At 68.5% G+C, this 15,542-nt stretch carries 11 protein-coding genes; 7 read left to right on the forward strand and 4 right to left on the reverse strand.

The annotated features are described in order from the left end of the window. Window positions 1-25: 25 nt before the first annotated feature. The 3 genes from pstA to pstS all read right to left on the reverse strand — a co-directional run bounded on the left by pstA (window position 26) and on the right by pstS (window position 3,174). Window positions 26-925, reverse strand: coding sequence for a phosphate ABC transporter permease PstA (pstA, locus tag BCM27_RS20210; RefSeq protein WP_004022009.1), 900 nt, complete (start codon window positions 923-925; stop codon window positions 26-28). 2 nt (window positions 926-927) lie between these two features. Further along, window positions 928-1,956 (reverse strand): phosphate ABC transporter permease subunit PstC, encoded by a 1,029-nt coding sequence (pstC, locus tag BCM27_RS20215; RefSeq protein WP_004022010.1) that lies wholly within the window; start codon window positions 1,954-1,956, stop codon window positions 928-930. A 141-nt stretch (window positions 1,957-2,097) separates the two neighbouring features. Then, entirely contained in the window at window positions 2,098-3,174 is a 1,077-nt protein-coding gene (gene pstS / locus BCM27_RS20220) for a phosphate ABC transporter substrate-binding protein PstS (RefSeq protein WP_004022011.1), read from the reverse strand. Between the two features lie 232 nt (window positions 3,175-3,406). On the opposite strand from pstS, the gene BCM27_RS20225 reads away from it, so the two are divergent. From BCM27_RS20225 to BCM27_RS20245, 5 genes are all read left to right on the forward strand, one after another. Continuing rightward, window positions 3,407-4,708 (forward strand): hypothetical protein, encoded by a 1,302-nt coding sequence (locus BCM27_RS20225; RefSeq protein WP_004022012.1) that lies wholly within the window; start codon window positions 3,407-3,409, stop codon window positions 4,706-4,708. A gap of 63 nt (window positions 4,709-4,771) precedes the next feature. Beyond that, window positions 4,772-5,767, forward strand: coding sequence for a glycosyltransferase family 2 protein (locus tag BCM27_RS20230; RefSeq protein ID WP_004022013.1), 996 nt, complete (start codon window positions 4,772-4,774; stop codon window positions 5,765-5,767). Between the two features lie 23 nt (window positions 5,768-5,790). Beyond that, window positions 5,791-6,570 carry a glycoside hydrolase family 16 protein gene (locus tag BCM27_RS20235; protein ID WP_004022014.1) on the forward strand — a complete coding sequence of 260 codons (780 nt, stop codon included), beginning with the start codon at window positions 5,791-5,793 and terminating at the stop codon, window positions 6,568-6,570. Continuing rightward, the gene (locus tag BCM27_RS20240) at window positions 6,567-7,901 is read left to right on the forward strand and encodes a glycosyltransferase family 2 protein (RefSeq protein WP_004022015.1); all 1,335 of its coding nucleotides are present in this window, start codon (window positions 6,567-6,569) and stop codon (window positions 7,899-7,901) included. The genes BCM27_RS20235 and BCM27_RS20240 overlap by 4 nt, the downstream gene beginning before the upstream one ends. Continuing rightward, a complete protein-coding gene (locus BCM27_RS20245; RefSeq protein WP_004022016.1) occupies window positions 7,898-10,060 on the forward strand; it encodes a hypothetical protein in 2,163 nt (720 codons plus the stop codon). The genes BCM27_RS20240 and BCM27_RS20245 overlap by 4 nt, the downstream gene beginning before the upstream one ends. A 251-nt stretch (window positions 10,061-10,311) precedes the next feature. Here the strand turns inward: BCM27_RS20245 and BCM27_RS20250 are convergent, their stop codons facing one another. After that, window positions 10,312-11,220: a glycosyltransferase family 2 protein gene (locus tag BCM27_RS20250; RefSeq protein ID WP_033205054.1), complete on the reverse strand. Its 909-nt coding sequence runs from the start codon at window positions 11,218-11,220 to the stop codon at window positions 10,312-10,314. Between the two features lie 438 nt (window positions 11,221-11,658). On the opposite strand from BCM27_RS20250, the gene BCM27_RS20255 reads away from it, so the two are divergent. Together BCM27_RS20255 and BCM27_RS20260 are read left to right on the forward strand one after the other, a co-directional pair. Further along, on the forward strand, window positions 11,659-12,912 hold the full coding sequence (locus tag BCM27_RS20255; RefSeq protein WP_004022018.1) for a lipopolysaccharide biosynthesis protein: 1,254 nt from the start codon (window positions 11,659-11,661) through the stop codon (window positions 12,910-12,912). Further along, entirely contained in the window at window positions 12,909-15,542 is a 2,634-nt protein-coding gene (locus tag BCM27_RS20260) for an alpha/beta fold hydrolase (RefSeq protein WP_004022019.1), read from the forward strand. Before BCM27_RS20255 ends, BCM27_RS20260 begins: the two co-directional genes overlap by 4 nt.

The raw sequence follows: 15,542 nt of genomic DNA on the forward strand, positions 1-15,542 counted from the left end.
AGATGACCCGAGAAGGGTGAGGAGGTCAGGAGGTCTTGGGGGCGAAGAGTTTCGACACCGCCTTGGCACCGAAGTAGACGATGGCGACGAGGATCACCAGTGTCAGTGCCGCGCCCCACACCTGGTCGAACGCGCCCGGTCCGTTGTTGTACTGCTGCACCATCATCAGTGGCAGTGACTGCTGGTTGCCGTCGAAGGGATTCCAGTTCATCGCCCGGGTGGCACCGACGAGGATCAGCACCGGCGCCGATTCGCCCATCACGCGGGCGATGGCGAGCATGACGCCGGTGACGATGCCCGACAGCGCCGTCGGGAGAACGATCTTCACGATGGTCTTCCACTTCGGGATGCCCAGCGCGTACGACGCCTCCCGAAGGTCCTGCGGCACGATCTTCAACATCTCCTCCGTGGCGCGCACCACGAGCGGAACCATCAGCAGCACCAGCGCGATGGCCACCACGAAGCCCGACCGGGGAAGTCCGAGCGTGGTCCGCCACACCGCATAGACGAAGAGAGCGGCGACGATCGACGGAACACCGGAGAGGATGTCGACCATGAAGGTCGTGACCCGCGCCAGCAGCGACTTCTTGGTCGCGTACTCCACCAGGTAGATGGCGACGAAGATGCCCAGCGGGATGGAGATGACCGCGGCGAGCGCGGTCTGCATCAGGGTGCCGACGATCGCGTTGGCCGCCCCGCCGCGCCGCTCGGCCTGAGTCCACCAGTCGATGTCGACGATCGTCTCGATACCGCGCGACACCAGGGTGAACACCAGCCAGAGCAGGGGAACCAGCGCCAGCAGAAGGGCGGCGATCACGGCGGCGCGCACGGCCCCGTCGGTGAAACGCCTGCGCCCGGACATCGGGGTGAAGCCGGAGGGCTTCTTGACCGGGTCGGCCGCGGAAGTTGTCGTGGTCACAGACATGGTCACTTCTTTCCGGCGACGACCGCGCGGGCGGCGGCGTTGACGATGAAGGTCAGGACGAACAGGGTGAGGCCGGCGGAGATGTAGGCGCCGGTCTTGGCCGGGGAGTCGAACTCGGCGGCGTTGTTGGCGATCTTCGTCGCGAAGGTCTCGCCGCTCTCCATGAGGTTGAAGTTCATGGGTCCGACGGTCGAGATGATGAGCAGCAGGGCCATCGTCTCACCGAGTGCGCGGCCCAGGCCGAGCATCGACCCGGAGATGTATCCGGAGAACCCGAAGGGCAGCACCGCGACCTTCACGACCTCGAACTTGGTGGCGCCCAGCGCCAGCGCGGCCTCCCGGTGACCCTTCGGGGTCTGCATGAAGACCTCGCGGGTCACCGCGGTGATGATCGGCAGGATCATGACCGCGAGCACGATCCCCGCGGTCAGCAGCGTTCCGCCGGTGCTCATGTTGGCGACCTGGGTGGGCTGCTGGAAGAACGGCAGGAAGCCGAGGTTCCCGACCAGCCACTCGTTGACCGGGACCAGAGCGGGACCGAGGACGAGGATGCCCCAGAGGCCGTAGACGATCGAGGGCACCGCGGCGAGGAGGTCGACCGTGTAGGTGATCGGCCCGACGAATCGCTTCGGTGCGTACTCGGTCAGGAAGATGGAGATGCCGAGCGCGACGGGCATGGCGATCAGCAGCGCGATCACCGAGACCACGACCGTGGCATAGAACAGCTGCGGGATGCCGAAGGCGAGCTGATCTCCGCTGGTGATCCACTGACCCGTGTAGGTGAAGAAGTTCTCCTCGTTCTTGGCCAGCGACGGGATCGCCTGCGCGAGGAGGAAGAGCGCGATCAGTGCGATGACGATGGAGACCACGAAGCCCGAGCCGACGGCGAGGGTGCGGAACACCCGGTCGGCCACGCGATGATGTGCGGCTGCGTGGAGCGAGGATTCGGGTTGGTCGGGCGATGACCCGGGGGTCTGGCGTTCGCCGGTGTCCGGCGGGATCGCGCCACCCTCTTTGCTCAGCGAGGTCATGCGTCCTTCTTGTGATTCGGCTCTGGTCATTGGGGCACTTCCCGCCGTCTCGTGGACACGCGAAATGTCGTGTCAGTGTGTCAACCACGTGCGCGGGGCCGCAACCGAAGCGGCCCCGCGCACGCGATCAGATGGGGTTGATCAGGCGTTCCCGGACCCACCGGACAGCGAGTCGATGGTTCCCTGCAGCTTGGCCTTGAAGGCGTCGGGGACCGGCACGTAGCCGATCTCCTCGAGGCCGGCCTGGCCGTCGTTCAGGACCGCGGTGAAGGCGTCCTTCAGCGTCTGGCTGGTGGCCTCGTCCTCGTAGCCTGCCGAGCAGACGATCGAGTACGGGGTGAGCAGCAGCGGGTAGGCGCCCGGGGCCTTGGAGGCGAACAGGGCGTCGGTGTCGACGACGAGGTCCTTGCTGGCCGGATCCTTGAAGGCCAGCGACTCGAGCGCGTTGCCCGCGCTCTCGGCGTTCAGGGCGACCGGGCCGGCACCGAAGTCGACCTGGGCGACGCCGAGGTCGTTCTCGGTGGCGAAGCCCCACTCGACGTAGGTGATCGAGCCGGGGGTCTTCTTGACGGTGTCGCCGACGCCGGTCGACTTCGAAGCACCGGAACCGACGCCCTTGGGAGCGAATTCCTTGCTGTGCTCGTACGGCCAGTCGGCGGGAGCCGAGTTCTCCAGGAAGCGCTGGAAGTTGTCGGTGGTGCCCGAGCTGTCCGAACGGTAGACCGGGACGATGTCGGTCGCGGGCAGCTGCACGCCCGGGTTCAGCGCCGCGATGGCCGGGTCGTTCCAGTTGGTGATCTTGCCGTTGAAGATCTGTGCGATGACGCTCGGGTTGAGCTTGAGGTCTTCGACGCCGTCGAGGTTGTAGGCGACCGCGACCGGGCCGACGACCAGCGGCAGGTGCCACGGGGCGTTGCCGTTGCAGCGCGCGGTGGCGTCGGTGACCTCGTCGTCCTTGAGGGCCGAGTCCGAGCCGGCGAAGTCGACGTCGCCCGCGATGAACTTCTTGATGCCATCGCCCGAGCCGCTGCCGGTGTAGTCGAGCACGATGTCGGTGTTGTCGGTCAGGACCTGGCTGAAGTGCTCCATGGCCTTCTGCTGCGCGGTCGAGCCCTCGCCGCTGACCGTCTGTTCGCTTCCCCCACCGCACGCCGTCACGAGGGTCAGTGCCGCAATCGCCGACACCGACGCAAGGGCGCCGTTCCGATTGATTTTCACCGCTGGTGTTGCCTTTCCGTTCGCGTTCTCCGCGCCGACTGGCGTCGGGTCCGGAGTGTCCGATTGGAAAGCTATGGGGGCGTGGTGGACTGATCCCCTACAAAAGATGAACTGCGGGTGAACTGGCCAAGGCAGACGGGGTGCTACCTGCCTGGAGGCGATCGTACGTGATCTGCGTAACCCGACAATCGAGACTTAGGCAAGCCTTGCTATAGTTCTGCGGATCGTACTCATGGCCACACCCTCACCCACCCCGCCTTCGACCCCCCGGAACGTCGACCCCGCGGCACCCCGACCCGGCACGCTCTCGCGTTTCCGCTGCGCGGCGATCGACCTGCTGCACGGGCACAATCGAGCGGCACTGGTGATCGGCCCACTCGACCTTCCGTCCCGCGCCGTGGCAGCCGAGCGGATCGTGCGCCTGGCGCGGTTGGGCCCGCACACCCGCGTCGGACTCCTGCCCTCGCCCCATCGACGGGACTGGGTGTTCGATCCCGAGGCAGCGGCCGACTCGGTCGCCGACGCACCGCCCCCGGCGCCGGGCACGGACCCGGCCCGCCTGTTCGAGGAGCTGTACGCGTTGCCGCACAGGCCGTTACGGATCGTGCTGGCGGGCGACCATCTCGCGCTGGACTACGACCACGGACTCGGCGACCTCACCCTGCTCAACCTGATCGTCGACGTCATCGTGGGCGCGGTCGACCCGTCGACACTGCCTCGCCGGGGGCCGGCGGTCTCACCCCTGCTGGTCGCCTCCGCACTCACCGTGGCCGACCCGCGCCGGGTCGCCTCGCTCCTGCGCTTCCGGTCTCACCGCGAACCCGCCGAGTCGGCGTTCACGAACCGTCCGGTCCCACCACGGCGGCCGGTGTCGGCGAATGTCCACATCGCGGCCCCCGACGTGAATGCGATCCGCGCCGCGCGGACGTCGTCGATGCCAAAAACGGGACTCTTCGCCGTCTGTACGGTCGCCCTGGTCGAGGCACTGACCGAGGCCGGCGTCCGGCTGGACCCGATGGTCACACTGCCCTTCGACGTCCGCACCTACCTACCCGCCCGGATGCGCACCTACGCCAACTTCTCTGCCGGACTGAGCTTTCCGGTCGATCACACGACATCGGCCCCCGCGCTGCAACGCGCGATGACCGCATCGGCCCGGATGGGGCGTCCGACGGCCAACCTGGCCGTCGCCACGATCAAGACGCTGCGTCGCCACAGCCACCGGTCGGCGTCGCCGGGTCAACACATCCACGTCCCGGTCGAGGGTGAGGTCCGTGCCGAACTGCTGCATTCGAGCGTCGGCCACCTTCCGGGCCGCGAGCGCGGCTGGCAGTGGTCCGACTCCGCCCGCGCCGCGGTCATCGCCGTGGCCACACCGCCGTCGGCAGCCGGGATCACGGTGACGACCGGTTTCGTGGGGGGTGGGATCTCCATGACCGCTGCCTTCCGCGACGACGTCTTCGACCCGGCACGCATTCGCGCGGCGATGGAAGCCGTCGCCGGGCACGCCGCACGGATCGTCGGGGTGCCCTGACGTCCACCGGTCCCCCGTCCCACCCGTGAACTCCACCTGATCCGAGCTATCGAAGGCCGAAACGTGCTGTCCTCCCACCCTGCCGAACCAGCGGCCGACCCGATGACCCCCGCACCGGGCATCCCCGTTCTCGACGCCGCGGCGCGCACCGAACCGACGTTGTCGGTCATCATCTGCTGTTACACCGAGCGTCGGCGTCGATCACTCGACACCGCGATCGTCGAAGTACGAGCGCAACTCGGTCCCAAGGACGAACTCCTCGTCGTCGTCGATCACAACGAATCCCTGCGCGCGGACCTGGCAGCCGCCCATCCCGACGCGATCGTGTGCGCCAACACCGGAGCCCGCGGGCTGTCCGATGCGCGCAACTCCGGCGCGGCCGCTGCGGGCGGAGACGTCGTCGTCTTCATCGACGACGACGCGTGTCCGGCCCCGAGCGCACTGGCGGCCGTCCGAACCCGATGCTCGGACCCCGACGTCGTGGCAGTGGGCGGAGCCGTTGTGGCACTGTGGGACTCCCCCGCTCCCCGATGGTTCCCCGAGGAGTTCGGGTGGGTGGTCGGCTGCGATTACCGAGGACTTCCGGGTGACGGCGCGCCGATCCGCAACCCGATCGGCGCCGCCATGGCCGTCCGCCGGGCCGCCTTGATCGAGATCGGTGGTTTCTCGACGCGACTCGGTCGACAGGGCACGTTGCCCGCCGGGTGCGAGGAAACCCTCATGGGTATCGACCTGCGGCGCCGGGACCCGTCGTCGAAGATCCTGCGCGACAAGGCTTTCGGAGTCACACATACGGTGACCGACGACCGCGCCCGGTTCGGCTACTTCGCCCATCGGTGCTACCAGGAGGGGCGCTCGAAGGCGATCCTGTCGGAACTGGCCGGCAGCGGCGAGGCCCTGGCGAGCGAGCGGAGGTACAGCACCAGGGTGCTGCCCGCGGGGGTCTGGCGACATCGTCGGACCCCGAGTCGGGTCGGCGCGCTCGTCGCCGGTTTCGTGCTCACCTGCGCCGGATACGCTTTCGGGCTCGCCGGCCGCGGACGAGGTGTGTCCCGATGAGGCCCGGCAGGCTGCTCGCGTCGATGGGCGCGGCGGTGGCCACGGCGGTGTCCGCGTGTTCGGTACCGACCGTCCTGGCCGAGCCCGACACCGGACCCGAGGTGATCTTCGTCGACGAGTTCGACGGCCCCGCGCGCGCACCGGGCAGCCCCTGGCAGATGATGACCGGCGGCGGAGGCTGGGGCAACAACGAGTCGCAGGTCTACACCGACTCGTCCGCCAACGCCCGGATCGACGGCCAGGGACACCTGGCCATCACCGCACGACGGGGACCGGACGGCTACACCTCGGCGAGGTTGTCGACGAAGGATCGGCTCTCGGTCACCTACGGCCGGATCAGTGCCCGCATCGCCGTACCCGCCGGCACCGGTCTGCACCCCGCGTTCTGGATGCTCGGCGACGACATCGACGAGGTCGGGTGGCCCGCGGCCGGTGAGATCGACATCATCGAGACGCTCGATCAGGCACCGGAATTCCACACCGGGGTCCACGTACCGCAGACGTCCTCGGAACGGGGACAGAACATCTCGAGGTCGGGCGTCCCCGCCGGGCCGCTGGCCTCGACCTTCCGCACCTACTGGCTGAACAAGCTCCCGGGCCGGATCGAGAGCGGGATCGACGACCAGCGGCTGTTCGTCGTCGAACCCGGGGATCTCGCGCCGGACGCACGCTGGGTCCTCGACCAGCCCTTCCACCTACTGCTCAATCTCGCCGTCGGGGGCAACTGGCCCGGACCGACCGACGACACGACACCCGCGGAGAACACCATGCTCGTCGACTGGGTACGGGTGACCGCACCGTGACAACCGACTACGTCAACGACGCGGCGGAGGACACCACCGACCCGGCCCCGGTTCCGCTGAATCCCGCGATGCCGCTCGAGGGCGCCCCCGAATGGGCGGGTGCCACCTGGGTCGGGACACTCGATGTCACCGAGATCGCCGACGGCGACCGGACTCCCGGATCGGCGCCCGACGGGTCGGTCACCTGCGTCCCACTGGATGCCACGGGTTATCGGCGCGCACGGGTTCTCCTCCGACACGGCTCCGTGCCCATCCGGTTCGTCGACGCACCGATCGACGGCGGCCTGGTGCGGGTCCCGGTCGCACCGTACGCACTGCCCGAGCCACCTTCACGTGCCTCACTACCGCCGATCAGTGTCGTCGTCTGCACGCACGAGCGCCCCGGCATGCTGGCCGATGCGCTGCAGTCACTGCAACGACTGGACTACCCCGACTACGAGGTGGTCGTCGTCGACAACGCGCCCCGCACCGACGGCACTCGACAGGTCGTCGAGTCCCTCGACGACCCGCGGTTCCGGATCGTGACCGAGCCGGTCGCGGGATTGTCCAACGCACGCAACGCCGGCCTGCTGGCCACCGCTCACGACCTGGTGGCCTTCACCGACGACGACGTCGTCGCCGACACCGGGTGGTTGCTGGGGCTGGCCCAGGGTTTCGCCCGGTCGCCGGAGATCGCATGCGTGTGCGGCATGGTGCCGAGCGGAGAACTGCGGACTCGGTCGCAGGTCTACTTCGACTGGCGGGTGTCGTGGGCGGATTCGATGCGGGCTCGGGTCTTCTCACTCGCCGAGCCACCATCGGATCTGCCGCTGTTCCCCTTCCAGATCGGGGTCTACGGCACGGGTGCCAATTTCGCGATCCGCCGGGACATCGCGCTGTCGCTGGGCGGGTTCGACGAGGCGCTCGGGGCCGGGACCCGGACACGGGGTGGCGAGGACATCGACATGTTCTTCCGAATCCTGACGGCGGGCCACGCGCTGGCCAACGAGCCGGATTCGATCATCTGGCACCGGCATCGCAGCACCGACGACGCCTTGCTGGAGCAGTCGCGGGGTTACGGCGTCGGACTCGGTGCGTGGCTGACCAAGGTCGCCACCGACCGACACCATCTCGCACTCGCCCTGCGCGTGCTCCGGCGTCGGTCGCGCGCTGTCGCGAAAGCCGGTGTCGCCTATGGCGCGATCACCAGACCACCGGCGGCCATCGCCGACGGTGTCGCGGCCCGGGCAGGCCGGCGCGAGGTGCTGTCGGTCGTCGGCGGACCCATTGCGCTGGTTCGCGAGCGCCTTCGTGGCCGTCGCGCCGAGCCGCTGGCGAAGGGATCCGCGTGACTGCCGCCGCGGAGGCCGCACCGTCGCGTCTCTCCGACGCCGGCGCTGTGAGTACCACGGCGACGGCCGGCCGCTCGGGGTCGGTGGCGACCCTGGGCGTCGTCGCCGCGATCGCCGGACTCGTCGGTGCGCTGCCGCTGCCGTCGGTGCTCAGCGCATTGTCGGTGGGCTTCTTCGTGATCTGTGGACCCGGTGCCGCCGTGTGCACCTGGGTGGAACTCCCGCGGCGCACCCGACTCGCCGCCGTACCGACGCTCGGCCTGGCGCTCACCACCCTGGTCACCATCGCCGCCATCTGGGCGTCGTGGTGGCAGCCGACAGTCCTCCTGGTGGTCGGCAGCGCGGCGGTGCTGGCGTCGGGCATCGCGTTTCGTCGACGGACGCACGCGCCGACCCCCGACCTCCCGGAGCTACGGACCCGACTCACCGGCCGCGGGGCCACCGCGTTCCGCAGTCCCGCCCTCCGGTCGACCGGGTTCCGTGTGTCCGTTGCGTTCTGCGTTGCGGCGCTGACGTTGTGGGCGATCGCCGTGCCGACGCTCCCGGGCGTCGACGCGAGCTACTACGGTCTGCTGTTCTCCGGCAGCGGGCGCCTGCTCATCCCGGCGACCCTGTTGACCGCGGCCGCTGCCGTCGTCGCGATCGCCACCCGGAGCTCCGCCGGGCTCGTGATCACCATCGGGACCTCGATCGTCGTCAGCCGCGTGACCACCTGGCTCGGCACCGAGATGCCGCTCTACGACTGGACATACAAACACCTCGCGGTCGTCGACTACATCCAGGACACCGGCACCCTCACCCCGAGCGGTACCGACATCTACGCCCAGTGGCCCGCCTTCTTCGTGGTCGGGGCCTGGTTCTGCGACGTGACGGGACTGGATCCGATGGTGCTGGCGCATCTCTTCGCGACGGTCGTCCACGTACTCCTCGCGGTCATCGTCTACGCCACGGCGCGCACCCTGTCGATGAGTCGCATCGTCTCGCTGACAGCGGCTTTCCTCGTCGAGGCGGTCAACTGGGTCGGTCAGGACTACTTCGCACCCCAGGCATGGGCGCTCGTGCTGGCCTATGGCGCGATCGCCCTCCTGCTGGCGTCGCGACGCACCGCGCGCGCCGCAGTCCTGGCGATCATCCCATTCGCGGCGATCGTGCCGAGTCATCAGCTGACACCGTTCTGGGTACTCGGGGCGGGCATCCTGCTGGTCATCCTGCGCCGGGTGCGACCGTGGTGGGCAGTGGCCATCATGGTCGCCATCGCCGGTGCCTATCTGCTGGCCAATCTGGAAGCGGTTGCCCCGTACGGCATCTTGTCGGGCGGCAACCCGATCGACAACGCGGCCAGCAACTTCACCATGGCCGGCGTGCCCGCCAAGGAGACCACCTCGATGGTGTGCCGTGGATTGTCGGCGGGGGTCGTGGTGTCGGCCGGCGTCTGCGCGCTGATCGGCCGGCGCCGCAGGCGCGCACATTGGCTCACCCTCGCTGTGCTCGCGTTCTCCGCGCTCGCCCTGTTGCTGGGCCAGAGCTATGGCGGCGAGGCGATCTTCCGCGTCTATCTCTATGGGCTCCTCGGTTGTGCGCTGCTGATCGCACCGACCCTGGTCTGGTTGCTCACCGGCTTCTCGCGGGGTGCCGGGGCCCGGTTGCGGGCCGCCGGCGCCGCCGTACTCGTCTGCGCGACGACCCTCGCCGGCATGTATTCCTATGTGGCGCTGTGGCCGCTGATCGTCGAGACCCGCCCACAGTACGAGGCGATCGACATCATCACGGAGAACGCCGAACCCGGAACCCGGTTCATCTCACTGCATCCGGCGGGCATGCCCACCCGGACGAACGGCAACTACGCGCCGATGACCTTGGCGAACCCCTACTTCGACTACCCGCTCAGTTTCGACCTCGCGGGCGACCGGATGACGTTCCCCAGTCCCGAACAGCTCGGCGACCTCTTCTGGAAGGTCGACCAGTCCGACATGCCGACCTACGTCACCTTCACCGAGCAGTCGCGCCGGATCTCCGCGTACTACGGAACCTACCGTCCCGACGCGGCGGCGGAACTCGAAGCCGCTCTTCGGGTTGCGCCGGGGTGGCGCATGGTCCACGAGGACGGCGAGACCGCGATCTTCGTCTTCGAACCCCAGCGCGACCCCTCCGCCCCCTGAGCTGAGAAGAGCGCCCCCTCCGCCACCTGAGGACTGAGGAGCACAAGCGATCGACCCCCTCTGCCCCCTGAGGTGCAAGGAGCACAAGCGATCGACCCCCTCTGTCCCCTGAGGTGCGAGGAGCGATGGCGACGAGCCACGAAGGGCTCGCGAGGATCACTGCTCCCGACGCCGAACGCCGGCGACCTCACGGTCACCGGCGTTCGTCACGCGGGGCGTCCACCGTTGCGGCAGAAGCGCTCTCGGTCCGCTCAGCGGAGAGCCGACGCCTTGTGGTCGCGGTGGAGGCGACGCTCGAAACCGATGGTCCGGAGGACGCGCACACCGTCGGTCAGGGCGTTGAGGTTGCTGCGTCCGTGGATTCGCTTGGACTCGCGGCTGCCGACCTCACGGATCGTCAGACCGCTCCGCGCCATGCGCACGTTGATGATCGTCTCGATCTCGAACCCGTCGCCCCACTGGGGTTCGTCGACATCGGTCAGCGGAAGGTCGAGGACCTCGAGATGCCGGCGCCAGAATGCGTTGTAGCCGTAGCAGAGATCGGCGAATGACGTGGCGAAGATCCGGTTCACGAGCCAGTTCAGGCCCTTGTTGCCGGCACGGCGGAAGGCGGTGATGTCGTCGCTGTGTCCACCCAGGGAGAAGCGGCTGCCCTTCGCCAGGTCGGAGCCGGCCACGAGCGCACCGACGAAGTCGGGGATCTCGGCGGGGTCCGTGGAGCCGTCGGCGTCGATCATGACGATGATGTCACCGGTCGCCACCTCGAAGCCGCAGGCGAGCGCGTTTCCCTTGCCGGAACGGGTCTGCGAGACGATCACCGCATCGGGCCACAACGTCCGCGCGACGTCGACGGTCCCGTCCACCGACGCGCCGTCGACGACGACGATCTGGTCCACGGGCGGCATCCGCTCGGCCACATACGGCAGATTGAGCGCCTCGTTGCGGGTCGGGATGACCACGGTGACAGTAGGTCTCGCGGTCTCGACGACCTCGGCCGCGGAGACGTCGCCGATGCCGGCGATCTCCGCGACCCGCTCCCCCGTTTCCACGCCATCCGATGGGTGGACGTCGAGTTCGTTCTCGAACTCGGTCATGTCGTCGAGCACCGCCGGATCTGCACCCCCCGTGCCGTTCCCAGCGTCGATCAAGTCGGTCACCATACCTCCAGCGCGAATCGCATCATCATGAGTCATGAAGCGCCCCCACGACGCTCAGCGAGTGAAGCATAACCAGTAAGGTTAGGCTGCTCTTACTTTGTGATCAGCTTCATACGAACCGCCTAAAACGGACTCGCGCAGTCGGATCGGTACGAGCGATGGCCCCCGTGAGATCTGCGCGCCATCCGCCTCGCGCGTCATTTGACACCACTGAGTGGAAAGCCAACTTCAGGATAGGCTACCCTCATCTCGGATCCGCGCGTCCCGCCAGATTCACCGTCCGCCGGATCACGATCGGAGAAGTCAGTGTTCGACGCGCACACGCCGTCTCGACGATCTCCTCGACCGATCGAGACACCGGCGGAATCCGTCACCCGGCGGCGCGTCCGGCCGAGGAGATTCACCAGGAACACCGGAGGGCTCCTCGGCGACCAGACGGGCGTGGGCCTCAACATCATGGCCGTCATGACGTCGAGTCTCGCGACCGGTGTCCTCGGATTCGTCTTCTGGACCATCGCCGCACGTGGCTACACCACCGCCGACGTGGGTCGGGCGTCCGCGCTCATCACCTCGGCGACCCTGCTGGCCACCCTGTCGAACCTCAGCATCGGCAGCCTCTACGAACGCTTTCTCCCTGTCGCAGGGGGCAACGCGCCCCGGATCATCGCGTCGGGGCGCCTCGTGATCATCGGTGCAGCACTCCTACTCGGACTCGGTTTCGTCTTTCTCGGGCCGGTGGACTCCCTGTTCATGAGCCCGTGGGAGACCTGGCTGTTCCCGCTCTTCGTGGCCGTGCTGGGGATATTCGCCATCCAGGATCAGACCCTCATCGGCCTGGGCCGCTCGCGAACCGTTGCCACGAAGAACATCTCACAGTCGACCATCAAACTGGTCCTGGTGACGGCGTTCATCCCGGTTGCGACCGGATTCGCCGTCTTCTGGGCCTGGGTCCTGCCCGCGGCGGTGATCGCGGCGTGGGTCGGCCTGAGCGCGATCCGTCGTACCGCCCGCTCGATGACCGGCCCGGGCACACTTCCGCGGCCGGGCGAGATCGCCCAGTTCTATGCCGGCTCACTGGGGATCACGGCCGTCGGGGTGGTCGTGCCCCTCATCGTGCCGCTCGTGATCGTCGCTCGCCTGGGAACCGAGATGAACGCCTACTTCTCGATCTGCTGGCTCGTCGTGAACACCGCGGCGATCCTCCTGCACGCAACGTCGGCGCCCTTCGTGGCCAAGGCCGCGGAGCCCGATGCCGATCTCCGGTCGGCAACGATCCGGTTCATGACCCTGTGCGGTGGCGCCGGGGTCATCGGCGGCGTCGTCCTGTTCGTCACCGCGCCCTGGATTCTCGCGATCATGGGACCCCAATACGCCGACGAGGGCACCGATCTGATCCGTCTCATGGCGCTGACCCTGCCGACCGTGTCGTTCGTGACGATCTACACGGCGCTCGCCCGTGTCCGCCGCAAGCTCCGCCTCGCCGTCGGCGTGCAGGGCGTGTTCGGTGTGATCGTGCTGTGCGGCATCGTCTTCGGCGCCGACCACTGGGGCATCATCGGCGTCGGTTACGTCTATCTCACGGCCAACGTCGCCGTCGTGATCCTGCTGCTCGTTCCCGGTCTCCGGCTCATCCGCCAGGCCCTGACCCCCGCCCCCACTGCTGCCGAGCTCTCGGCGAGGACGACCACACCATGACCATCGACTCCACTCGTGGCCTCGTCGCCGCGTTCCCCGCGACCGAGTCCGGCACCGCCCAGCCCGAGCTGGCCGGCGGGCTGGCGCATGCGTTCGCGGCGGCCGCCGACCGTTTCGGGGACGCGATCGCGCTCCGATTGCAGGGCACCGAGATCAGCTATCGCGCGCTCCTCGACACCGCGCGTGGTGTCGCCGGACGGATCCACGAGCTGCAACCCGGCGAGCGGGGTCCGGTGGTCGTTCAGCTCGGCCTGTCCCCGGACACCGTCGCCGTGGTCCTCGGCATCGTCCTGACGCGGCGACCTCTGGTCACGCTCGACACGGCGCTGCCCGCGGACCGGATCGACGCCATACTCGCCTCGCTGCACACCCATGGCCGGCCACCGGGCCTGGCCGTCGCCGATGACGATCACCTGGACAGGCTGCGCGACAGCGGAAACCGAGTCGGACTCATGGTCGCCGCGACGACCGACGTCCTCGTCGACGTTCCATCGGCATCGGATGCGGCCATCCCGTCCGGTACCCGCGGCGCCCCACTCCTCCCGACCGACACGGCCTTCGAGGTCACCAACATCCAGTTCACGTCGGGTTCCACCGGAACCCCGAAGGGTGTGCTGCAACCCGGCGCGATGTGGTTGTGCGACTCGATGTTCATGCGAGCGCGTTTCGGGCTCGCACACCGGCTGCGCGTCGCGCTGTGCATGCCGATCAGTTTCGGCGGCGGTCTCAACGTGTTGATGGGCTCACTGCTGAGCGGTTGCGATGTCCTCGTCGCCGATCCGCGGCAGGGTACGCCGACCGACTTGCTCGACATGATCGCGGCAGACGAGATCCACACGGCCTTCCTCACCCCGTCGCTGCTGCGCTCGCTCGTTCGCGCCGGGGCGTCGGGCGCAGTGCACCCTGCGTGGGCGACAGTGCAGCGGATCATCACCACCGGCGAACCGCTCACCGGTGAAACTGCCACCGCCACACTCGCGTTGGCACCGCAAGCGACCGTCACCAACTGGGCCGGTTCGTCGGAGACCTATGCGATCGGGCACTTCGACGTCCGCGCCGGCGATCCCGCCCGAACCGGGCCGCTACCCGCGGGCACCCCGGCGCTCCACAAGACGGTGACGATCGACCCGTCCGGGCGGGTGTCGATCTCGTCGCGCTACATCGCTCTCGGTTATCTCGACCCCGCGGGCGACGCCGGCCGGTTCTCGGTCGACGACGACGGCGTGCGGACGTTCCACTCCGGCGACAAGGGACGGTTCGACGGCGACGACCTGATCCTGCTCGGGCGTGCCGACGACGCGGTGAAGATCCGTGGTTACCTCGTCGAGCCGGCCGAGGTCAGCGCCGCACTCCTACGCGAGGGCGACCTCGCCGAGGCCGTCGTGATCGCGCGCGAGACCCCCTCCGCGACAGTGGAACTGATCGCCTACGTGGTCCCCGAAGGCAGCCGGCGCACACCGCCGACCGCCGCCCTGCGTGCCCGCCTGCGGGATGCGCTGCCGCCGTGGATGGTCCCGACGCACATCGTCGAACTGTCCGACCTGCCCCGCAACGCCCGCGGCAAGGTCGATCGCACGGCCCTGCCCGAACCCCGACGGCACATCGAGCCGGTGGCAGGCGAGCTCGAATCGTCCGTCGCCGCGACCTGGGCGCGTGAACTCGCGCTGGACGTCGTCGGTCGGAACGAGAACATCTATGCGCTGGGCGCGGATTCGTTGACGATTCAGCAGATCATGGTGAGCCTGAACTCATCCCACGGCGCATCGCTCACCCAGTCCGACATGGCCTCCGCGCCGACCGTTGCAGAGCTCGCGACGATCATCGCCGACCGCACCGGCGGGTCGGGCACCGGTTCGCGGACCCGGCCGGGCATCCGTCTTGCGCCGACGACGATCCCGCTGCGCCGGGGCCCGGGTCGACCTGTCTTCTGTTTCACCGGTGCGGGCGCCTCGGCTCTCACCTTCGTGCCGTTCGCCGACCGTATCGGTGAACTCGACGACGTCGGACCGGTGTACGCGTTCGCGCCGCACGGCCTGGACACCCGCGGGATCCCGGACTGGACGGTCAACGCCGCCGTCCGCCGGCATCTCCGCGACCTCCGCCGACTCCAACCCGACGGACCCTATGTCCTCGTCGGCCACTCACTGGGCGGGTTCATCGCCCTGGAAACCGCACGGCGCCTCGAGTCCGACGGGCATCGTGTCGATCTGGTCGTCGTGGTGGACACATTCGTCCCGCCGCGCGTCCTCCTTCGCGCCAAGCGCGCCGATCCGTCCCTCAGCACCACCCCCGTGTACGAGCCGCTTCCGCGGAAGGAACTGTGGCGACGACGTATTCGCGTTCCCCTCGCGGGCGTGGTGAAGACCTCGCCGACGGCCGACGCGCAGGCTCTCGAGGAGCTCGGCGTCCGCGTCGCGCGGCTGCATCGTCCGCGGCCGTATTCGGGGCGGGTCCTGGTGGTGCAGGGCACCGAGAACCACGACGAACCGTCGATCTGGCGGCGCCACATCGTGACCGGTGACGTCGACGTCCTCCGCCTCGAATGCAATCATCTGTCCGTGGTTCGCGAACCGCACATCGGAGACGTCATCGATGCCATCGGTTCCGCCCTCGGACGTCGAGGCGCGTGA

It is taken from the genome of Gordonia terrae (genome assembly GCF_001698225.1).
Taxonomy (GTDB): Bacteria; Actinomycetota; Actinomycetes; order Mycobacteriales; family Mycobacteriaceae; genus Gordonia; species Gordonia terrae.